The following is a 21,153-nucleotide window of genomic DNA, read 5'->3' as shown; positions in this document are numbered from 1 at the left end:
ATTCCCGGATGGCCTCGATCAGGGCTTCGGGAATGCCGCACAGGCCGAATCCCCCGGCCATGATGGTCATGCCATCCTTCACAAGCCCAGCCAGCGCCAAGCTCGCATCCTTGTAAACCTTATCCATCAAACCCTCATTTTGCCCAAAATGTCTTTGGACCTATTCGTTTAGCCTCCGCCTCAGGCGGTTATGCGACACCCTGCAACTTAGCCTCAATTTAGACAATCCCTTCGTATGGATATAAGAATACCTGCAGGCGGCATCTGCGTTGCCGCCGAACTCTTTCCCAGCCGCCGAGGCCTTCCTCACGGTGGGACCAAAGGCCTCGATCACAATTCATGTCCCGTCGCGTCGTATTCCTCATCGCTCTGGTTACGCTTGCCCTGCTGATCGCAGCATCCGCTCCCTGGACGCTGAAGCCGGGTGGCCTCGCTGCGGCGGTAACCGAACACCTGCAGGGGCGATATGGATTGAACGTCCGGGTCGAGGGCCGGAGCACCTTTGCCCTGCTGCCGACGCCGCGGGTGAAGTTCGAGGGGGTGACGCTCGCCTTCCCCAAGCAATCCCTCCGAGCGGACAGCGCCACCTTACGTGGTGAATTGCGGATCCTCCCGCTCTTCCTGGGCCGGGTCGAGCTCTCGGAAATCGCCCTCAACGACGCGCGCATCACTGCGTCCGCCGAAGCGCTGCGGAGTGTTGATTGGGCCCGTCTGTTCAAGGACCGCATGGGCGAAACCCATGCCCGCCGCCTAGTCGTCGCAACGTCTTCGATCCAGTGGACGGACCTGTCCGAGGCCGGGCTCAGCGAAGTGAACGCCCTCGTCAATTGGGATGGCGCCGGCGACCTCCTCTATGCGGTCGGATCCGCGATCTGGCGCGGAGAGCAGGTCATGATCGATCAGGCCTCCTTCGACCCGATCCGCCTTGCCTCGGACCAGCTGAGCCCGCTCGCATTCACCTTTTCCAGCAACTTCGGGCGTCTCAGCTTCCAGGGCGAAGCCCAGATCGGTGACGATCCGCGCTTTACCGGGCAGAGCCTGGTGAGCGCGACATCCTTGCGCGACTTCGTACGCTGGAGCGGCATGAGCCTGCCCTTCGGTCCGCTCATGCAGGCCGTCACGATCGAGGGTGATCTCTCGGTCAACCGGCGGCGGATTTCCTGGCCCTCCGTGGCCGTGATCCTGGGATCCGATAAGCTCGAAGGCACGCTCTCGGTCCGCCTGGATACCGACCGCCCCGTCATCGCCGGAACGCTGGCAGCGGGCGAGTTGAATCTATCGAACTTCGTTCAGCCATTTGCTCAAGCCCGGACGGGAACGGGCGCATGGAGCGAGGAACTCATCAACCTCGTTCAGGTCACCGGCAATGATCTCGACCTGCGGCTGTCGGCCCTCAAGGCGCAGTTCGGACGTCTGCGGCTCGACGACATGGCCGCAAGCATCCTCGTCCGTCCCGGGCGGATCGAAGCCTCGCTCGGGCGGGCGGATTTTCACGAAGGAACCCTGAAGGGCCGGCTTTCGCTCGCCGCCCAGAACGGCGTCGTGGAGGTGAAGAGCCAGGGCGCCTTCGACGGGATCAATATGGCGACTTTCCTCACGGAAATCGGCCAGACGCGCTGGATCACCGGGACGGCCCAGGGACAATTCACACTCGAAGGATCAGGAGCGACGCCTGCGGAAGTGATGCGCCAGGCCCAGGGCCGCTCTTCCATTACGGTCAGGCAGGGCGAACTGGTCGGCATCGCGCTCAACGACGCCTTGAAACGCGTGGAGAAGCGCCCCCTCTCGGCGTCGCTCTCCTGGAAGGGCGGACGGACGCCGTTCGATCAAGCGCAGGCGCAGATGATGGTGAACGGCGGCATTGGAGAGCTCGTGGAGAGCCGCGTCAGCGCGCCGACTCTCTCGACAAACCTCCACGGCAAAATCTCTCTTTCGGACCGCGCTCTTCAGGTGAAGGCAGAGGTCTCGCCGGTGACCACCAGCCCCAACCTTGCGCAGGCCATCGTGTTCGACATGTCGGGCGGATGGGACGACATCGCCATCACACCGGATGCGCGGTCTCTCATCGAGCGCTCGGGCGCCGCTCGCCCCCTCTTCCAGCCGGAGACGCCCCCACTTGCTACCGCTCAGTGAGCGTTTCGCTGAGTGCGCAAGGCCGACCGTTTGCTGAGCAGCGTCGCTGTCGCGACACCGACCGCCACGATCCCGATCAGGATGGCCGAGGCGGCGTTCACCTCCGGTGATAGACCCAGACGAACCTGGCTGTAGATCTTGATCGGCAAGGTCGTCGCGCCCGGCCCGGCATTGAAACTGGCAATCACGAGATCATCCATCGACAGCGTGAAGGCGAGCAGGAAACCCGCCACGATGGATGGCGCGATCAGCGGCAACGTCACCGAGAAGAACGTGCGGAGCGGCGGCGCACCGAGATCCATGGCAGCTTCTTCGAGGGAGCGGTCAAAGGTCATGAGCCGGGCCTGAACGACGACCGTTACGAAGCACATGGTCAGCGTCGTATGCGCGAGCGTGATCGTCCAGAAACCGCGGTCAAGGCCGATCGCCACGAAGAACAGAAGCAGCGACAAGCCGGTAATCACTTCCGGCATCACCATAGGCGCATAGACCATGCCAGTGAACAGGGTGCGGCCCGGAAAGCGGCCGTAGCGGGTCAGCGCCAGAGCCGCCAGCGTGCCGAGTACCGTCGCAAGGATCGCGGAGAGAAAGGCGATCCGCAACGTCACCCAGGCCGCTTCCATCAGCGGCTCGTTGCGGAAGAGCGCAACGTACCACTGGGTCGAGAAACCGCCCCAGACGGTCACGAGGCGGGACGCGTTGAAGGAGAAGACGACGAGAAGCAGGATCGGCAGATAGAGAAACGCGAAGCCGAGCACCAGTGACGTGACGTTGAAGAGACTGAGGCGGCGATTCATGGCCGCGTCTCCAGGCGCCGCGCCTCGACGTCGCGATAGATGACGATGGGCACCACGAGAATGATCAGGAGCAGGATGGCAACGGCGGAGGCCAGGGGCCAATCGCGGTTCGAGAAGAACTCGCTCCAGAGCTGACGGCCGATCATGAGCGTCTCCGATCCGCCGAGAAGGTCCGGGATCACGAACTCGCCGACGGCAGGGATGAAGCAAAGGAGCGACCCGGCTACGACACCGGGCATGGCGAGCGGCACCGTGATGGCCCAGAAGGCACGCCATGGCGGGCAACCGAGATCAAGGGCCGCTTCGATGAGCGTGTCGTCCATCTTCTCGAGGGTGGCGTAGAGAGGCAGCACCATGAACGGCAGATAGGCATAGACGATGCCGATATAGACCGCCGTCTCGGTGTTGAGGATGGACAGCGGCTCGCTGATGATTCCAAGTGCCATCAGGGCCTGGGTCAGAAACCCTTCAGGCTTGAGGATGGCGACCCAGGCATAGATGCGGATCAGGAAGCTGGTCCAGAACGGCAGGATCACCAGCGCAACCAGAAGCGGACGATGGCGGGCGGGTGCGCGGGCCATGGCATAGGCGATGGGAAAGCCTACGAGAAGCAGGAGCGCGGTCGAGATCGCGGCGATGCGCACGGAGGAGAGCGTGGCGCGAAGATAAAGATCATCGCCCACCAACGTCTCGAAGTTCTCCAGGTCGAGCTGGCTCAGGAAGCCCAGCACGTCGTTCCAGTCGAAGACCGGCTTGTAGGGCGGCTGCGCCACCGCAGGATCGGACAGGCTGATCTTGAGGACGATCAAGAACGGCACGAGGAACAGGAGGATGAGCCACAGATAGGGCACCGCCGGCACCAATGCCGAGGCCAGCCTCTTCGGGAAGGGACGCGCAATCATGGCTATTCCGCTAGGATCACGGCCGCGTCCGGCGCGAAGGAAACGTGGACGCGCTCATCCCACTCGATAGGATTCTCGACGAAACGAGAGCGATTGGCGCGCGTCACGCGAATGATCGCCCCGGAATCGAGCTTCACGCGATAAACCGTCCAATCGCCGAGATAGCCGATGTCCCAGACCTCGCCGAACAGGACGTTGGCGGCATCTGTCTCCGGCCGCTCCCGCTGGATTACCATCTTCTCCGGCCTGACGGCGATGGCCACGGCCTGGTTCTCGTTCAGCACCTCGTCGGGATCGTCGATCGTCAGCGGCGCTTCGGCCGCATTCGAACCGACCCGCCAGAGGCCGCTCTCCTGGCCGAGCACATGGCCTTCGATGATGTTCACGTCACCGACGAACTCGGCGATGAAACGAGTCTTGGGCTGTTCATAGATCTCGCCGGGTGTCGCTACCTGGACGATGCGCCCGTGATCCATCACGGCGATCCGGTCGGCCATGGTCATGGCCTCTTCCTGATCGTGCGTCACGACGATGAAGGTCATGCCGAGCTCGTGCTGGATGTCCATCAGTTCGAACTGGGTTTCCTCCCGCAGCTTCTTGTCGAGGGCACCCAGCGGTTCGTCGAGGAGCAACACCTTGGGACGCTTGGCGAGCGCCCGCGCCAGGGCGACGCGCTGGCGCTGGCCGCCCGAGAGCTGGCTCGGTGAGCGCTTTGCGAGCTTCTCGAGCTGCACGAGGCGAAGCATCTCCCCGACGCGGGCTGCGATCTCCCCTTTCGGAAGACCGTCCTGCTTCAACCCGAAGGCGATGTTCTTCTCCACGTTCATATGCGGGAAGAGCGCATAGGACTGGAACATCATGTTCACGGGCCGGCGATAGGGCGGGACGCCGGCGAGGCTCTTGCCGGCCAGCATCAGGTGGCCCGCGCTCGGTTCCTCGAAACCGGCGATCATGCGCATCAGAGTGGTCTTGCCACACCCGGACGGTCCCAGAAGGCAGAAGAACTCACCCTCGAAAATGTCCACCGACAGGTCGTCGACGGCGACGGCGTCACCGAAGCGCTTGGTAACGTTTTCGACCCGGATCAGCGGCGTCGCGGTCGGATCGGCCCAGGGCGAGAAGGAGCGTCGGACGGCGCCGACGGAGGCGGACTTGAGAGGAGGAGGCAATTCGTGGCGAACCCGGCTGAACGGAGGGATGACCGAAAGCGCAAACTAGGATGAAAGCCTGGGAAGAACAACAGGATAACGCCCCTTCCAACAGGCTTCCGCGACAAGGATTTTGCAGGACCGAAGACCGGCGCGAAACCGCCTTTCGACCTCCTCCTCCGATCCGGGTTCTCTCCGGTGGTATGACTAGCGCAGCTCTTCGTCCGCGCCGCGGCCAAGGAGGTGCGCCGCCGAGCGCCAGGCATGATGCGCGATCCTATCGAGCCGCCGGGAAGCGTCTATCCGGGCGAAGGCATCCACGACGGTCAGCTTTCCCGGCGCAACGGAGGCGAGAGTCGCAGCGCGATGGTCCCGCTGCAGAGCATCGAGCTCCCACGCTGCGCCCTTTGCTTCCGCGAGAGCCGCCACGACTTCGGACGAAATGCTCCAGCCGATGGGGGCGGCCTGGGCACTAAGCGCGGATTCCGAGGTGATCGAGCCACCAATCACCTGTGCCGCGCGCAGGGCCTGTACGCACAGCTCGACGTCGCGAGAATCATGAGGGAATCCGGCTGGCTGTCCCGTGAGCCCGCCCTCCGCTACGACTTCCACGAGGCGCGAGGCGTGATCGAGGGCATGCAGCGTGCTCGTCATGCGCAGCCGCTCGTCCTCCGTCTCGGGCGGCTCCTTCAATTCGGACAGGAAGTCCCGCACCTCCTCGAGCGCCGCGGCGGCCGCCGCACTGGCCTTCGCCGCAGGCCCGACCCCACCCGAGAGCGCGGCGGAGACCGAAGTGGCAATTGTCGCCAGGACATCCGCCACGACGCGCCGGGCGGTCTCGACCGCGATCACCGGACTGGCGAGCGTGCTGGGATCGAGCGCGCGCTGAAGCGCCGTCTGATCAGAGGGCAGGAGGCGCTCCACGACACGGGTGAACCACTGCGTCGCCGGAAGGAGCACGGCGACCCCCACGACATTATAGGCCGTGTGATAGGCGGCAAGGAGCGTCATCCCATCGACCGACGCTGAGAAGCGGCTCATCAGCGCTGCCGTGAACGGAAAGGCGATGATCGCGATGAGCGCCGCGATGACCTTGAACAGCACATAGGCGAGAGCGAGGCGCTTGGCCGTCACGCCGGCACCGATGGCCGCCAATGCGGAGCTCGTCGCCGTCCCGATATTCTGACCGATGATCAGCGCCGCACCCTGCTCCAGGCTCACGGCCCCGGCGTAGAAAGCAGAAATGGTGACGGCGATGGCGGCCGTCGAGGATTGCAAGACCGCAGTCATCGCCAAGCCGACGACGATCAGGATGATAAGGCCGACCGACCCGGCAACCCAGCCAACTCCCGGCGCGCCAAGCGTCGCAGGCAGGTCGGATGGATGCAGGCTCTCCGCGAGGCCTCCCATGCCCTGCTGGAGGGTCGTCAGCCCGTAGAGCACCAGCGCGAAGCCGGCGAGCGCGCCACCCGCCGCAGCCATCCTCCTGCCGGCCAGCAACTTGGCCAAGGCACCGACGAAAATCATCGGCAGCGCATAGGCCGAAAGCGAAACGCGCACGCCGATCAATGCCACGAGCCAGCCCGTGCCCGTCGTGCCGACATTGGCGCCGAACACGAGGCCGAGTCCCTGTGGAAAGGTGAGTAGCCCGGCGCTGACGAGGCCGATCGTCGTCATCGTCACCGCGCTCGACGACTGCACCAGCAGCGTCACGACCGCACCCCAGAAGGCACCCGAGAGCGGCGTGGCAGCCGCCTTGCTAAGAACGGTGCGCAGGGCAGACCCCGCCAGGTCCTTCAGGCCGTCGGTCATGACCGTCATGCCGAGCAGGAACAGTCCGACGCCACCGAGAATGGCAATTGCTGTCGACATGCACGTCTCGCCCCGCCTGCGCTTCGGTCATGCGCTTGGCTGGAGTCATAGCACCAGCCGCCCCTCGCCGTTAGCCTCCCCATCGCGCCGACGCTCCCAATGTCCGAGATGCGTCAGGAGTGACCTTTAAGCGCGGCAGTGCGGGGGCCGCTTGTCCCTGGATCAGGACATTCGGTTCATTTTCGGAATGTGCCAGAATCTGCCGTCCGAGAAACGCGAACGTCAGGCTGTGCATGGGGCTGGCGTAGATTATGGTATGGGTCAGCAAGATCCAGGGGTGCCGGCCTGGCGGCGAGGAGTTGATCGGCTTGGTCGACCAAACGACCCAAGACCGCCGCAGGATCAGAGGACGCTTCTCATCGATAGTCGCTCTTGCCCACTTTGCGGAATGAGATTGCCCGGAACATCAGGAGACGTCGACGAATTACCACAGATCAACGAGGTCGATAGCTGGTCGTTCTGCGAGTAGCCGGAATTTAGGGAAAACTTCCCTAGAAGTTCAGCAATACGCCGGAATCGGACGCGTAGGCAGACGGTGAACACGGTGTACTACCTCGCCCGTTCTCGCGTTTTGTGTCGTGTTTTTGTCTAATCGCCACGCCGGCGCACACTGCACGGTCCACGCTGTGGAGCTTGAGACCATCTCTATCATAGCAAGCGAGGGAAGATGATAACGAACAGACGATTTAGCCAAACGCCGCCAGATAGGGCTAACGAGCTTTTCGAGAAGCTGCTCGCCACGTCCGAGAATGCTGTCAAAACCCGTGAGCGCCTGTTCTCGGACCTGAAAGAGGAGTTGGAGCTTCTGGCCAGTCTCCAGGAACAGCACCTCTTTCCGGTCCTGTGGAAGCATGGGATGCGGGACCTCGTGCAGCAGGCGATCGACGACAACCGGGAGACGAATGCACTTCTGGCCGAGCTGGAGCGCATGCCGAAGAATAGTGTCGAGTTCCACACGCAAGTGGCTGAGCTGAGAGGAGTGTTTCAACAGCACATCCGCGACGACAAGAAGGAACTGCTTCCGGCAGTGCTTAAGGTCTTGAGCGACGAGGAAGCCGAAGCTGTCGTCGACAAAGTGGAAGATGACATGGCGACTGTCGAAGAGACGAAACAGGCTGAGGTCCGGCGTGGCCGAGAGCAGGTTGAGACTCTCCAGCGGGTAACGGACGATGTCGCCGACACCACCATGAGGGTCGGATTGGAGGGAGCCCAAACAGTTGCCCGTACTCTGCAAGACGCTGTGCAGAGCAGTTTTGGTGCAGCATCGGAACTGGCTCGGCGTTCGACCGGTCCGGTGACACAGGCCCTTGGCTTGTCGGCTGGCAATGCTCAGGGTCTTGCCGAACAAGCGTCGCAGAATCTTCAAGCCGTGGCGCAATCCGGCACGGTTCTCGCCCGCGGTATTCAGGAAGTCTCGCGCCAATGCTTGGAGTTGAGCCAGAAGCGATGGCAAAAGAATCTCGAGGGCTTGAATGCCCTCACGCGTTGCCACTCGATGACGGACTTTTTCTCGGTTCAAGCATCTATGTTCCACGACAACTTGGAGCAGACCATCGAGAACAGCCGGCGCATTGCCGAGCTCACACGTCAGGTGGCTGAAGAGACTGCTCGGACCGTGACCGTTCAGGCTGAAAAGACGGCATCCCGCGCAGGCCGCGCCGCATGAGAAAGCTCACACTTTAGATTCGATGAGGAGATACGCCTTTGCTTACAGGCAGAGGCGTTCACGTTCAAGGCTGCCAAAGATTGAACGCCAAGCGTTGCAATTGCGATCGGTAGGCTCTGCGGTTCGCTGCCGAGATGCCACTTGCCATAGATTGCCGTGGCATAGCCCGCACCCTTGAACAGCTCGCCCATGATGAAGGCGCGCGCGGACAGCGTATAGGGCGAGCCCTCGACGGCGATCAGCGATAGGCCGTTGCGGATCGAGTACTGGCCCGTCATCAGCGCCGCCCGTGACGGCGTGCAGGCTGGCTCGACCAGGTACTGGGTGAGCCGCAACCGCTCGCGAGCCATCTGGTCGATCCGCGGCGTCGGCGCCCCGCGCAGTTCGCCGCCGCCATAGCAACCCAGATCGCCGTAGCCGAGATTGTCGGCAAGAATGAAGACGACATTGGGCTTCGTCGGCTGGGCCAGGGCCGCGGTCGCCGGCACGGACAGGGCCGCGACGCAGGAGCGAAGTGCCAATGCGCCAAGCGAACGCCGCAGGGACTGAGGCGTGGTGGTCCTCCCATTACCTGAAGTGGAGGCCCTCCTCGCGGCTCACCGCCGCGGTCAGTCAGCGGCCAAGTCTAGCAGTCCGTCGGCGAGGGCTAAATTGCCCTTTGGGGCGTCCCGATAGTTGATCTCCTGCGTTGCGACCTATCCTTTTAAGGTCTGGAATGGGTCCAGGAGTGGTCTTTAAGCGCGACGGTGCGGAGGTCCACTCACCCCGCAGATCGGGAGATTCGTTTCATTTCCGGAACGTGCCGGGAAAAGACATTAGCCTTTGCTCACCCTGTCCCGGCCCTCGCGGAGCAGATAGAGAGCAGAGATCGAACAACATGCCAGAGCGAGTGCCGTTTATGGCGCAGTAGGCGACAAAGTAGCTTTGTGATGGGCGGCAGGTTCATCTCCAGCTTGTCATCGGCGCTCGGCACCTCTACGATTACCCGATCGAGATTTGGACGACGCCTGAGCTGCTGCACCCTACCGTGCGCCTGCACGGACGAGTTCCCCAAACATCGATATTCTTCGGGCCAAGGCGCTTTTGCGGTTTGGCTCACCTTTATCATGGACAGGGAAAGGAGCCCACATGGCTACGGGCACAGTGAAGTGGTACAACGAAACAAAAGGCTATGGTTTCATTCAGCCTGACAACGGCGGCAAGGACGTTTTCGTCCATGCGTCTGCGCTGGAGCGCGCCGGTCTGCGTGGTCTGGCTGAGGGCCAGAAAGTCTCCTATGACGTCGAATCCGACCGCCGCACGGGCAAGGAATCGGCAGGAAACCTGAAGACGGTCTGATCAAACCCTCTGGTCATTAATTTCAAAAGAGGCCGCTCCGACTTGGGGCGGCCTCTGTGTTTTGGTCTATGAGGCATCTCGGTGCGTACAACTATGCAAAGGAACGCGAACATTGGCCCGCAATAAGTCAAAGCCCCTCGAGAGCGGCTATGCCCTTTTCGACGTTTTCTACGAGGATGGCTCCCGCAGCTCGAACCGGCGTGTCCCACGCTCCGTTCTGGGTGGGCTCGACGGCGATGAGCCGGCCCGGAAAGCCATTGAGGAGCAGGACAACGCCATCGCAGAGAAAGCCGGCCGGCCCCGCCTTCCAATCAAAAAGGTTACGCGATCACCTGTCTAGCCTGAACCATCCTCTGCCGTTCGGGGAGCTGCCCTGAGCTTGCCTTGGCTGATGTCTGGCGTAAGGCAATCCCTTCCCGCCACCATAGTTATTCCTGGCGAGATCGGAAGATTCTAGGCCCGCCGTTGCCAATTTTATAAGCGTGATGGGGAAGCAAAATAGGGAAGTAAACCCTCCAGTTCCCCTGTTCTTCGAGCAATCCCGGCCCGTCCTCTTGTAAAAATCCGGCTAATCCCTATATTTCTATTATCGACTTTGGCCGGACAATCGGGCCGTTTCGCTGTTGGCTTTGCCAGGCGCACGTTCAGACGCTCTTTCCAAACATCGACGAACCAAGTTGAGGTCGCGCTTTCGCGTGCCTTGGCTCGCGTGCATCTGCAACAACCGCGAAAGGCTGCTCCTATGATCACGGGTACTGTGAAATTCTACAACGACATGAAGGGCTTCGGCTTCATCCAGCCCGATAACGGCGACAAGGACGTGTTCGTCCACGCGACGGCCCTTGAGCGTGCCGGCATGCGCAACCTCGTCGAAGGTCAGAAGGTCTCCTTCGACACGGCTGAGGACCACCGCTCTGGGAAGATCGCCGTCAACAACATCCAGAAGGCCTAAGGATGTTTGGGCGCGACCCATAAGCGCCATCTACGGAGTCGCTCCCGGATGGGGCGCCTCCTTCTTTGCAAATCTCCATCGGCCGATGGTCAAGCTGACGAGGAAGCAATGAACACATTTCGAAAATCCACTCCTTCAAAATCGGTCATGTTCATGGTGAACTATGACGATGGGCGCACGGCTTATCTGTGGATCGACGATCCTGCGAAGGCGAACGATACCTGGGCCATCGGCGTGATTGCCCAAGCCCAGCAGCAGCAAGGCTCGCTGCCGGAAGGTACCATCACCAGCATCAGGCGTGTCCGATAGGCGGCACAAATTAGTTTAGGTAGACGTATTGAGATCGATGAGCGGAATGAAGCGTAACGATTTTGGCGAACGACTGAGTGCCGCCAGAGACGCAAAGCAGGCGCTAGCGGCCAAGTTCCGTCAGCGGCCCGGCCCCGATGACCCTGCAGTTGTGGAACGGCGGGCGGCTCGGGCGGCCGTGAGCGCCGCGCGAGATGCTCGTGTAGCTGAACGGGAAGCCCAACGCCTTGCCGAGAATGCCCGCGTTACCGCAGAGCGTGAAGCTCTTGCGACAGAACAAGCCGAGCAGGAAGAGCGCGCGGCCGCCGAAAAGGTAGCGAGAGATGCCAAGCTGGAGGCTGAGCGCAAGGCCGCCCGCGATGCTCGTTACGCAGCTCGCAAGGCACGAAAATAGGGTTTGGGACCCGACCGCGTTTCCACGATTACGTCTGATCTAATTCAGGTAGCAACGAGGAGATTGACTGATGTCTCACAAGTTCAAGGTCCGACAGATGGTCCGGCTGAAGCAGTCCGGCTTTTCTGACGGCCGGACGAGTGCCGCCGATGTCTATGAGGTTGTACGGCTGATGCCGGCGGACCAAACCGGGGAGCTTTCGTATCGAATCAAGTCAGGTGCGATTGAGAGAGCCGTCCGGGAGAGTGAGATTCGAAGCACGTAACCCTCTGCGCTCCAAACCCCTCGCTTGAGTGATCCGCCGAAGAAATTCGGCGGCCAAATGAAACCCACCGCCATATTGGAAAGGATATCCTTTTGCAGGTTTTTGTGCGCGATAACAATGTCGATCAAGCACTTAGGATTCTCAAGAAGAAGATGCAGCGCGAAGGCGTCTTCCGGGAGATGAGGCAGCGTAAGGCCTACGAGAAGCCCTCCGAGCGCAAGACGCGAGAGAAGGCGGAAGCTGTCCGGCGCAATCGCAAAGCTGCTCGTAAGCAGGCCATTCGGGAAGGGCTGATTGCCGCCCCCAAGCCAAAACCTCGTTTCGCCACGCCACGTCGACCTGCAGGCGCTCCCACCAATACGGGCTCACGCACCGAGACGACAGCGTCGAAGGTCTAGCAGGCTCAGAGCGATAGAGTCGGGCATCGTTCTTAGGCTGACAGGCGAAGCAACACGTATCATGCGCTGCTTTGGCCCCGTTCTCGGGACGAGCCTGCACTTAGCCTATGAGCCCTGTAACCTATTCAGGTCGCGAATTCACGCGCCAAGCAGAGCAACTTCTCGAGACGAAGAGAAGATCCTTGTGGGCGCAGGCAGCTTCATTCCGAGCCCGGCGATCGATTTATCGCCGGGTGCATGATGTCATCAGCCGCGACGATCGGCTGACCGGGCTGGTAGTTGCTCTACCGTTCGGCCACCAGCTCAACGAAGGGCTCAAGGCTGGTATAGGGCAAAGTAAACTTCTCGCCCCGAAAGAGCATCGGCACATCCTGCCCACCTGCGAAGCCGGAGGTCAGCTTGCTACGTACCGTGAAGGTCTCTCCTGCTTTCACATCCCCCCAACGCTCATCGCAATGGTCCATGACGCCGAGCTCGTTCAGCTTGGCCTCGACCGTCAGCGTCCGCTCATGCGACGGCAGTTGCCGCAGGCTGTTCTCGATCTCCTCGCGCGTGGTATCATAGGCCGGATTACGAAGCTTGTAGCGAAGCTCCGCATCCTGGGTGAAGCGCCACACGGAACCCGTTACCATCTGCTGCTGTTTCGTAAGCGGCTTCTTCTCCAGCTTCGCTGCCTTTGCCGGCTTGGCCCGCGCGGGAGCGTCAGCAGGCTGAACATCGGCGATCAGCGCCCATCGCTCCGACCACTCCACTGCCCGGTAGTCGCCCTTAGTCAGGCGGTCGGCGAACTCGAGAATGTCAGGATCGACGGGGCGCTTGCTGCCGCTGGCCTCGAAGTACCGCATTCGCATAGCGTCCGGTAGAAGTAGGTAGAAGTTGTCGCTCTTCACGTCCACATCGAAAATGTTGGCAACCTTGACAACTTGGCCCCGGCTGGAGGGAGCCGCGACGCCATCACCCGTCGGGTAGACCATCGTCCCTCTGGGAACTCGGACGTAGTCGTCAACTTGAATATCCGACATTTGTTCTTCGTTTCTCTGTTGTATGAGCAGCGCTAGCGGAAAAGGTCAAAAGCTTGAAAATGGGAACGGCACCCGAAGGTGCCGTTTCTGTTGCTAGGCTTCCCCGAGCCCCGGATGGTTACGCCGCGAGGCGCACCGCACCCATGTCAACGTTGTCGTTGGCATTTGTGAATTTGCACTATCAAGGCCGTAGCTCAGCCTAATCGCAGCCTAGTCTTTATTACGCCTAGTCGAACCCAAGTCGCCCCCATCAAAAGCACACCGGAACAGCGCCTAGCCCAACGAAGCCCGTCGCTCTTGAGATCCGCCTGCGGTACTTGGCGGCCGGTGTGCTTGTGGTGGAGGCGGCGGGAATTGAACCCGCGTCCTAAACGCCTATTCCACTCTGCCTCTACGATCATAGTCAGGCGAACCTGACACTACGGATATAGCTATCAGTTGGCCCGATGGCTAGGGTCCAATTGTGTACGGGCGCTCTCAGTATGGTCCGGCGATGTTGGCCGCATTCTGCAATCCCGATACCGAAGCTTCGCCTCTGGACTGCGATCGTTTCTAACCGAGCAGCAGGCGTCAGCACCGACATAATGGGTTTGCACCGATGCTCTGAATGTCCGCTCAGGGTCAAAGAGCAATACACAGCGGAGCCATGGGGAGGTCCGCTGACAAGCCATTCTTGGACACTTGCAATCGTTAGAATGGCCGGGCTTTGACCCTGCTAGTGCCCTCCCCCGCCGCCCGACGGGGCCGCCTTGGGCCTCTTGATGAACGGCAGCACGGCCATAAGGGCCAGGAACAGGAAGGTCAGGAGATAGAACACATCCGCGAAGGACATGACCATGGCCTGTTGCCGGACCATTTTGGTCATGGTCTTGATCGCGGCCGTACTCGCATCCGAGCCGAGGCTCTGGTAGCTCCGCGTCATGGCGTCGAGCGTTTCGACAGCAGTCGAGCGCGCCCAGTTGACGCTGTCGTGCAGGCGCTGCAGGTGAAGGTCGAGCCGGTTGTTGAGGATCGTGTTGATGAGCGCGAGCCCCACGGCGCCGCCGAGGTTGCGGGTCAGGTTGTAGAGGCCCGAAGCGTTCTTGATGCGCTCCGGCGGCAGCGTCCCGAGGGCGATGTTGTTGATCGGCACCATGCAGATCATCAGACCGACGCCGCGCAGGATCTGCGGCACGAACAATTCCCAGAAATCCCAGTCCTTCGTCAGGCCGGTGATCAGCCAGGTGCCGAGGGCAAACGAGCCGAACCCGATCGCCATCATGACCCGCGGATCGAGGATCCGCGACAGCCGTCCCGCAATCGGGGCGGTCAGAAACATGAAGACACCGGACACGAACATCGTCTCGCCGATCTGGAGAGAGGAATAGCCGCGAACACGACCCAGATAGAGCGGGTAAAGGTAGGTTAGGCCGTAGAGACCGATGCCCATCACGAAACTGAAGGACGAGCCTGCCAGGAAGTTGCGGTCGGTGAAGGCGCGAAGGTCCACGATGGGCTGCTTGGCCGTAAACGCCCGGTAGAAGAAACCGATGGCACCGACAGCGCCAACCACGGCCAGGATCGCTACGGTGTGGTCCTGGAACCAGTCATTGTTGGGACCTTCCTCGAGCACATATTCCAGCGCGCCGAGGAAGGCCGCCATGAAGCCGAGGCCCGCCCAGTCGAAGGATTTGAGCAGATCGAGATTCGGCTCGTCGAAATCGACGAGGAGATAGGTCGAGATCGTGACGAAGATGCCCGGCACGATGTTCACCAGGAACAGCCAGTGCCACGAAAACAGCTCGGTCAGATAGCCGCCGATGGTGGGGCCGACGGTCGGGGCGAGCGTCGCCACGAGGCCGATGATCGGAGAGATGACCGGACGCTTCTCGGGCGGAAAGATCGTGAAGGCCGACGCGAAGACGGTCGGGATCATGCCGCCGCCGATGAAGCCCTGAAGGGCCCGCCAGAGGATCATCTCGTTGATCGAGGACGACATGGCGCACATCAGGCTCATGAGCGTGAAGCCGCCGGCCGATATGACGAACATCCAGCGTGTGGAGAGCACGCGGGAGAGCGTTCCCGAGAGCGGGATCATGATCACTTCGGCGATCAGATAGCTCGTCTGAACCCACGAGATCTCGTCCGATGACGCGGAAAGGCCGGCCTGAATCTCGGCAAGCGATGCCGAGACGATCTGGATGTCCAGGATCGCCATGAACATGCCGAAGACCATGCAGAAGAATGCAAAGGTCCGGCGCCGGTCGACCGACGCCGGCTTTGCGGCAGGCATGGACGCCGACGGCTTGCCGGCAACGGCTGCGGAAGCGGCCATGGGGGCGTTTCTCGTTTTGCGTTCAGGTTAGCGCTGAGCGGTCTGGCTCGGCGCCGATTCGCGCGTGTCTACGCTGACGACGACCGACAGGCCGGGACGCAGCATGCCCTTCTGGGCAGCCTCGTCGCTGACCGTGATGCGGACGGGAACGCGCTGCACGATCTTGGTGAAGTTGCCGGTGGCATTCTCCGGCGGCAGGAGGCTGAATACGGCACCGGAGGCCGGCGCAACGCTCTCGACGGTGCCGATGATGTCCGAATCCGGGAAGGCATCGACTTCCACGTGGACCTTCTGGCCCGGCTTCAGCGCGGCAAGCTGGGTCTCCTTGAAGTTGGCATCCACGTGAACGCTGTGCAGCGGCACGAGAGCCGCAAGACGGGCGCCCGGCTGCACATAAGTGCCGACCTCGACGGCCTTGTTGCCGATGACGCCATCGACGGGTGCGCGGATCTCCGTGAAGGACAGGTCGCGCTCCGCCTTGTCGACGGCGGTCTGCTGCTCCGCAACGGACCGCTGCGCTTCGACCTGCTGCGCCGACAGCACGTCCACATTGGCCTTGGCCAGAGAGAACGCGGCCTCGGCGCTACGGACATTCGCCAGCGTGCGATCACGCTCAGCCTTGGCGGTCTCGTAGGTGGCCTTGCTGGCATAGTTGGACTGGGCGAGCTGCTGTTGGCGGGCGAAATCTCCGGCGGCGCGCTCCGCATCGGCCTGAGCGGCCGCGACCTGGGCTTCAGCCTGGGCGACGGAGGCCTGGGCAGCGTCGATCTGGCGACCGATACGGGACACGGCGCTCTGCTGAGTCGCGAGCTTGTCCTTGGCGGATTGCAGGGCCAGGCGGTAATCGCCGTCGTCGATCTTGGCGACCAGATCGCCGGCCTTGACGCTCTGGTTGTTGGTCACCGCCACAGACGCGATATAACCCGAGATCTTGGCGGACATGATGGTAATATCGGCCTGCACATAGGCATCATCGGTCGAGATTATGAAGCGACCGGTCTTCCACCAATTGTAGCCTTCGTAACCGCCGAACCCTAAGGCCGCGAGGAGGACCGCCAGAATGATCGGCTTCTTTCCAACCCGGGATTTGCCCTTCCCCTTCGGCGTCATCGCGGGAGCTGCGGCAGCGCTCTGCGGCGCAGGTGTAGCCTCCGGAGCCTTGTCCACCTGCGGAGAAGGACCCTCGCCCTTGGAACGGTTGTCTTCGTCGCGATATGCCATGTTCTGCCAAACCTTAGTGCGCGGGCGGCTCTCTTCGCCGCAGCGCTGCGCGCACTGGAAACTCTCTTTAGTGACCCCTATATGGATTGACTGAACGGTTCGGTCAATGGCAAAGCGGAGGACGGAGGTGACAAAACACACATGAGTACGTTCGATGTCGCGCCGGAGCCGGCTGTCCTTGAGGACGGCGACAGCGCCAAACGCCGCCAGATTCTAGAAGGGGCCCGCCAGGTCTTCCTGGCCGAAGGCTTCGACGGCGCCAGCATGGGAGAAATCGCCAAGGCTGCGGGGGTCTCGAAAGGAACCCTTTACGTCTATTTCAGCAGCAAGGAAGCTCTGTTCGCAGCCCTGACCATCGAGAAGAAGCAGAGCCTTGCCGAGGTTCTGTTCCAGATCGACGCGGACAATCCGGATGTTAGATCCGTCCTGGCCCATCTCGGCGTCAGCTTCATGAGCCATATGGGTGACCCGGAGCACATCTCATCCGTCCGCATGGTCATCGGTGCCGCGAACAAGCTCCCGGAGCTTGGCCGGATGTTCTACGAGGCCGGTCCCTGCCGGGGAATCGCCCGCCTGAAGGATTATCTCGATCGGCAGGTACAGGCCGGACGGTTGAACATCGAGGACACCACCGTCGCGGCCCAGCATTTCCTCGACCTCTGCCAGTCTTCGGTGATGCGCCGCCTGCTCTTCGCCGCAGGACCGCGCCCGACCGAGGACGAGATCAGGAAGCATGTCGACAACGCATTAAGGGTCTTCTTTGCCGCCTATGGGCCGAAAGCGGCTTCTTCACAGCAAAGCAAGGCCTGAGCTTAGCCAGGCCTTGTTCTAACAAAAGTCAGGCATCTTCGCGCAGGGCCTCGGCGACCCGGGCCTTGAGCACTTCGGGCTGACGCAGGATCAAAGCGCCCCGGGTGCGCTCGATCAGACCTTCATGAGACATCATCGTGAATTCGCGGGTCACCTGTTCCCGGCGGCAACCGATGCGCGCGGCCATGATGTGATGGAAGGGCGGCGGCGTGATCACCCGCTCCCCCTGATGGTCGGACCGGGGGATGGAAAGGCGCAGGAGCTCGGAATAGAGCCGATGCCGCAGATCGAGAACGGTCTGCTCGACGAAGCGGGCGTTGAGTTCGCGGATGCGCGACGCCATGAGGCAGAACAGGCGCTCCGCAATCTTGGTATTGGAGAAGACCAGCTCCCGGAAAACGGGAGCCGGCATGACGCAGGCTTCCCCCTTCGTGAGCGCCGTCACGTTGGCGGAGCGCTTGATTCCGTCGAGAGCTGCCAATTCTCCGAAGAGCTCCCCCGATTTCATCTCGTCGAGAATGACCTCCTTGCCGGAGGCGGTGCGCATGAGCACCCGGACTTCACCAGCAAGGAGAAAATAGACGTCCGTCGACAGATCGTCGAAGTCGACGAGGATTTCTTCCGGATCGAACCGGTGCCAATGGGCGCGGCTCTCGTAGGGCGCAAGATCGAGTCCCAGATCCTTGAAGAGCTGAACGCTAGAAAGCCGCAGCATTTTCGACCCCCTTACCGACCGTTCTGCCTTCATAGCAGTAAGTTAGGGCCAAGCTAGGGTCAAATATTGTAACGTCAAATGGAAAGGGCCGGGAGAACCCGGCCCTTTGTCGAAAAATCTGGTCGAAAATCTTACTCGGCAGCGACCTTGCGCTGCTTCACCAAGGCGTCCTTAACGGCCGCGATGATCCGATCCTGCACCTCGGTGGTGAGGTAGGGATGCATGGGCAGGCTCACGACCTCAGCCGCCAGGCGCTCGGAGACCGGCACGCCATTGCCGGCAACCGGATAGCCCTTGTAGGCCGTCTGCTGGTTGAGCGGCTTCGGATAGTAGACAGCAGTCGGAACGCCCGCGGCCTTGAGATCGGCCTGGAATTGCTCGCGGTTGAAGCCCGCCATCCGCAGGGTGTACTGCGCCCAGACCGAGGTATAGCCCTCCGGAATCTCCGGGACGACAGCGACGTGGCGCAGGTTGTCGTTGTAGTACTTCGCCACGCGGTTGCGTGCCTCGATCTCGCTCGCGAAGATCTTGAGCTTCTCGATCAGCACGGCGGCCTGCATGGTGTCGAGACGGCCGTTCATGCCGATGCGGACGTTGTCGTACTTCTCGGTGCCCTGACCGTGAACGCGGATCGAGCGCAGGATTGTGGCGAGCTCGTCGTCATTGGTGAAGATCGCGCCGCCGTCGCCGTAGCAGCCCAGCGGCTTCGCCGGGAAGAAGCTGGTGGTGGTGCAATCGCCGATCACACCGACGTTACGGCCCTTGTAGCTCGCGCCGAAGCTCTGCGCCGCATCGCACATGAGCCACAGGCCCTCGCGCTTGCAGAAAGCCTCGATCGGATCGTAATCGGCCGGCAGGCCGAAGAGATCGACGGGAATCACGCCGACAGGGTTGAGGCCGAGCTTCTTGGCGGTCTTCAGGCCCGCCTCGAGGCTGACCATGTCGAGGTTGAACGTATCTTCCTGAACGTCGACGAAGATCGGTGTCGCGTTGACCTGCGCGACCACTTCCGCCGTGGCGGCGAAGGTGAAGCTCGGGCAGAGGACGGCGTCGCCCTGCTTCACGCCCTTCGCCATCAGCACCATGAGCAGCGCATCCGTGCCGTTGGCGCAGGAGATCACATGCTTGGCGCCGCAGAAGGCGGAAAGATCGGCTTCCAGCGCCTTGACCTCGGGGCCCATGATGTAGCCGCCGTGATTGACGACGCGCAGGATGGCTTCGTCCATGGCGGAGCCGATGCGGTTGCGCTGGGCAGCCAGGTCAATGAAGGCAATCGGTTCCGACATCACGCAATCTCCTCAAGGGTGTTGGGGCCGGTCTCACGGTAGCGACGGCCAGTTTCAGGGCAGACGAGGTCGGGGCCGAGCTTGGCGCCCACATGGCTCATCCAGCCAATGCGCTTGGCCGGAACACCGGCCATCAGCGCGAACGCAGGAACGTCCTTCGCCACTACCGCACCGGCGGCGATGAAGGAATACTCGCCGAGAGTGTGCCCGCAGACGATGGTGGCATTGGCGCCGATGGAGGCGCCGCGCTTCACCAGGGTCGGCCGGTACTCGGATTTCCGGGCGATCTCGGAGCGGGGATTGTTCACGTTCGTGAACACGCAGGACGGTCCGCAGAACACGCCGTCCTCGAGGGTCACGCCTTCGTAGACAGAGACGTTGTTCTGAATCTTGACGTTGTTGCCGACCACGACCTTCGGGCCGATCACGACGTTCTGGCCGATATTCACGTTCTTGCCGAGGGTGACGTTGCCGAGGATGTGGCTGAAGTGCCAGATCTTCGTCCCCTCGCCGATCTCGACACCGGGATCGACATAGGCGGATTCATGAACGGTGACGCCGGGATAATGCTTGGCGACCCGCGGCTTCGCCGCCGGCGCCGCTGTGGAAGCACCATTGCCACGGGCCTGAGCCAGGGATTCCGCTGCCCGCGAGAGAACCGAGAGAACCCGCAGGCCTTCGCGTCCGTCAGTGCGTGGGGTCGCGCCGCTGCGCACGCATTCGATGAAGTGCAGGCATTCCTGCTTCAGAGGCTCGTCCTGAGGCACGCTCACCGGAATGGCGTCGGCCTTCACCGGCACCGGCATGTTGTCCTTCCACTCCACCTTGTGCGGGTAGAGCAGCAGCTTGCGGTCCCAGGCCTCGCCATCGTCGAACACGGCCATCGCCTCGGAGCCGACGACGACGAGCTTCTGTTCCTTGAAAGGATGCAGCCAGGACACGAAGACGTGCGCGCGCTCGCCGCCCGGGAAAGCGAGATGCGTGGTCGTCACGTCGGCGATGGCATCATGCAGGTAATAGCCGCCGACCGCTTCGACCTTCTCCGGCTCGCTGCCGATCAGCGACAGGATCATGGACAGGTCATGCGGAGCGAAGGACCAGAGAATGTCCTCTTCCCGCCGGATTTTCCCGAGGTTGAGCCGGTTCGAATAGACATATTGCAGGCGTCCGAGCTTGCCCTCGCGCACGAGCGTCTTCAGCTCGAGGAAGATCGGATGATATTGGAGCAGGTGGCCGACCATGAGGCGCCGGTCGAGCCGCTCGGCCAGGGCGCAGAGCTCCTTGGCCTCGTTCACTTCGAGAGCCAGCGGCTTTTCGACGAAGACGTGCTTGCCTGCCTCGAGAGCCTGCTTCGCCAGCTTGTAGTGGAGCGCCGCAGGGGCCGCGATGGCAACCGCATGAATGCCCGGATCTGCCAGGGCGGCCTCGAAACCGAGGGCGCGCCCGCCGTGTTTGGCGATCAACGCCTCGACGGTCGGCTGATGGGCATCGACCAGAGCCTCCAGCGCCCCGAGTTCGGCGAAGTTGCGGACGAGGTTCTTGCCCCAATAGCCGCAACCGACCACCGCTACGCGAATATCGCTTGCCATCGTCATATGCCTTGTTCGTTCT

22 protein-coding genes and 1 other RNA gene are annotated in these 21,153 nt (G+C 61.9%); 10 read left to right on the top strand and 13 right to left on the bottom strand.

Going from position 1 to position 21,153, the window contains the following annotated elements:
- The coding region (locus tag K9B37_RS17015) for a CoA-transferase (protein WP_305072164.1) at window positions 1–127 on the bottom strand (127 nt) is incomplete at its 3' end.
- Window positions 128–339: 212 nt separating this feature from the next.
- On the opposite strand from K9B37_RS17015, the gene K9B37_RS17010 reads away from it, so the two are divergent.
- Window positions 340–2,133, top strand: a complete 1,794-nt coding sequence (locus tag K9B37_RS17010) for an AsmA family protein (RefSeq protein ID WP_224314730.1) — start codon at window positions 340–342, stop codon at window positions 2,131–2,133.
- Here K9B37_RS17010 and K9B37_RS17005 read toward each other — a convergent pair.
- The 4 genes from K9B37_RS17005 to K9B37_RS16990 form a co-directional block, all read right to left on the bottom strand.
- Complete coding sequence (locus K9B37_RS17005) at window positions 2,127–2,930, bottom strand: ABC transporter permease (RefSeq protein ID WP_224314729.1); 804 nt, start codon at window positions 2,928–2,930, stop codon at window positions 2,127–2,129. The genes K9B37_RS17010 and K9B37_RS17005 overlap by 7 nt on opposite strands.
- The gene (locus K9B37_RS17000) at window positions 2,927–3,832 is read right to left on the bottom strand and encodes an ABC transporter permease (RefSeq protein ID WP_224314728.1); all 906 of its coding nucleotides are present in this window, start codon (window positions 3,830–3,832) and stop codon (window positions 2,927–2,929) included. The genes K9B37_RS17005 and K9B37_RS17000 overlap by 4 nt, the downstream gene beginning before the upstream one ends.
- A 2-nt stretch (window positions 3,833–3,834) precedes the next feature.
- Complete coding sequence (locus K9B37_RS16995) at window positions 3,835–5,001, bottom strand: ABC transporter ATP-binding protein (protein WP_255616642.1); 1,167 nt, start codon at window positions 4,999–5,001, stop codon at window positions 3,835–3,837.
- 186 nt (window positions 5,002–5,187) lie between these two features.
- Window positions 5,188–6,852 carry a Na/Pi cotransporter family protein gene (locus K9B37_RS16990; RefSeq protein WP_224314727.1) on the bottom strand — a complete coding sequence of 555 codons (1,665 nt, stop codon included), beginning with the start codon at window positions 6,850–6,852 and terminating at the stop codon, window positions 5,188–5,190.
- 667 nt (window positions 6,853–7,519) lie between these two features.
- Here K9B37_RS16990 and K9B37_RS16985 point away from each other — a divergent pair.
- Complete coding sequence (locus tag K9B37_RS16985) at window positions 7,520–8,518, top strand: phasin family protein (protein ID WP_224314726.1); 999 nt, start codon at window positions 7,520–7,522, stop codon at window positions 8,516–8,518.
- On the opposite strand, the gene K9B37_RS16980 is transcribed toward K9B37_RS16985, so the two are convergent.
- Complete coding sequence (locus tag K9B37_RS16980; RefSeq protein WP_224314725.1) at window positions 8,476–9,039, bottom strand: sulfatase-like hydrolase/transferase; 564 nt, start codon at window positions 9,037–9,039, stop codon at window positions 8,476–8,478. The genes K9B37_RS16985 and K9B37_RS16980 overlap by 43 nt on opposite strands.
- Before the next feature lie 607 nt (window positions 9,040–9,646).
- Between K9B37_RS16980 and K9B37_RS16975 the strand changes: the two genes are divergently transcribed.
- From K9B37_RS16975 to rpsU, 7 genes are all read left to right on the top strand, one after another.
- Window positions 9,647–9,856: a cold-shock protein gene (locus K9B37_RS16975; protein WP_224314724.1), complete on the top strand. Its 210-nt coding sequence runs from the start codon at window positions 9,647–9,649 to the stop codon at window positions 9,854–9,856.
- A gap of 112 nt (window positions 9,857–9,968) precedes the next feature.
- Window positions 9,969–10,196: a hypothetical protein gene (locus tag K9B37_RS16970; RefSeq protein ID WP_224314723.1), complete on the top strand. Its 228-nt coding sequence runs from the start codon at window positions 9,969–9,971 to the stop codon at window positions 10,194–10,196.
- A 402-nt stretch (window positions 10,197–10,598) separates the two neighbouring features.
- A complete protein-coding gene (locus K9B37_RS16965) occupies window positions 10,599–10,808 on the top strand; it encodes a cold-shock protein (protein WP_224314722.1) in 210 nt (69 codons plus the stop codon).
- Window positions 10,809–10,916: 108 nt separating this feature from the next.
- Window positions 10,917–11,117 (top strand): hypothetical protein, encoded by a 201-nt coding sequence (locus tag K9B37_RS16960; protein ID WP_224314721.1) that lies wholly within the window; start codon window positions 10,917–10,919, stop codon window positions 11,115–11,117.
- A gap of 46 nt (window positions 11,118–11,163) precedes the next feature.
- Complete coding sequence (locus K9B37_RS16955; protein WP_439651744.1) at window positions 11,164–11,511, top strand: DUF6481 family protein; 348 nt, start codon at window positions 11,164–11,166, stop codon at window positions 11,509–11,511.
- Window positions 11,512–11,581: 70 nt separating this feature from the next.
- Complete coding sequence (locus K9B37_RS16950) at window positions 11,582–11,776, top strand: hypothetical protein (RefSeq protein ID WP_224314719.1); 195 nt, start codon at window positions 11,582–11,584, stop codon at window positions 11,774–11,776.
- Window positions 11,777–11,868: 92 nt separating this feature from the next.
- The gene (gene rpsU / locus K9B37_RS16945) at window positions 11,869–12,174 is read left to right on the top strand and encodes a 30S ribosomal protein S21 (protein ID WP_224314718.1); all 306 of its coding nucleotides are present in this window, start codon (window positions 11,869–11,871) and stop codon (window positions 12,172–12,174) included.
- 284 nt (window positions 12,175–12,458) lie between these two features.
- Here rpsU and K9B37_RS16940 read toward each other — a convergent pair whose 3' ends face one another.
- The 4 genes from K9B37_RS16940 to K9B37_RS16925 form a co-directional block, all read right to left on the bottom strand.
- The gene (locus K9B37_RS16940; protein ID WP_224314717.1) at window positions 12,459–13,196 is read right to left on the bottom strand and encodes a hypothetical protein; all 738 of its coding nucleotides are present in this window, start codon (window positions 13,194–13,196) and stop codon (window positions 12,459–12,461) included.
- 76 nt (window positions 13,197–13,272) lie between these two features.
- Window positions 13,273–13,653: a transfer-messenger RNA gene (gene ssrA, locus K9B37_RS16935) on the bottom strand.
- A 258-nt stretch (window positions 13,654–13,911) separates the two neighbouring features.
- Window positions 13,912–15,510 (bottom strand): DHA2 family efflux MFS transporter permease subunit, encoded by a 1,599-nt coding sequence (locus tag K9B37_RS16930; RefSeq protein ID WP_224314716.1) that lies wholly within the window; start codon window positions 15,508–15,510, stop codon window positions 13,912–13,914.
- 27 nt (window positions 15,511–15,537) lie between these two features.
- Complete coding sequence (locus tag K9B37_RS16925) at window positions 15,538–16,731, bottom strand: HlyD family secretion protein (protein ID WP_439651743.1); 1,194 nt, start codon at window positions 16,729–16,731, stop codon at window positions 15,538–15,540.
- 141 nt (window positions 16,732–16,872) lie between these two features.
- On the opposite strand from K9B37_RS16925, the gene K9B37_RS16920 reads away from it, so the two are divergent.
- Complete coding sequence (locus K9B37_RS16920) at window positions 16,873–17,541, top strand: TetR/AcrR family transcriptional regulator (RefSeq protein ID WP_224314715.1); 669 nt, start codon at window positions 16,873–16,875, stop codon at window positions 17,539–17,541.
- A 28-nt stretch (window positions 17,542–17,569) separates the two neighbouring features.
- On the opposite strand, the gene K9B37_RS16915 is transcribed toward K9B37_RS16920, so the two are convergent.
- The 3 genes from K9B37_RS16915 to K9B37_RS24820 form a co-directional block, all read right to left on the bottom strand.
- Window positions 17,570–18,256, bottom strand: a complete 687-nt coding sequence (locus K9B37_RS16915) for a Crp/Fnr family transcriptional regulator (RefSeq protein ID WP_224314714.1) — start codon at window positions 18,254–18,256, stop codon at window positions 17,570–17,572.
- Between the two features lie 131 nt (window positions 18,257–18,387).
- Complete coding sequence (locus tag K9B37_RS16910) at window positions 18,388–19,542, bottom strand: DegT/DnrJ/EryC1/StrS family aminotransferase (protein WP_224314713.1); 1,155 nt, start codon at window positions 19,540–19,542, stop codon at window positions 18,388–18,390.
- On the bottom strand, window positions 19,542–21,137 hold the full coding sequence (locus K9B37_RS24820) for a Gfo/Idh/MocA family oxidoreductase (RefSeq protein ID WP_305072162.1): 1,596 nt from the start codon (window positions 21,135–21,137) through the stop codon (window positions 19,542–19,544). Before K9B37_RS24820 ends, K9B37_RS16910 begins: the two co-directional genes overlap by 1 nt.
- Between the last annotated feature and the right edge of the window lie 16 nt (window positions 21,138–21,153).

It is taken from the genome of Microvirga puerhi, from assembly GCF_020089865.1.
GTDB classification, from domain to species: domain Bacteria; phylum Pseudomonadota; class Alphaproteobacteria; order Rhizobiales; family Beijerinckiaceae; genus Microvirga; species Microvirga puerhi.
The sequence above is the reverse complement of the archived record's forward strand: the minus strand, read 5'-3'. Positions and strand labels throughout refer to the sequence as shown.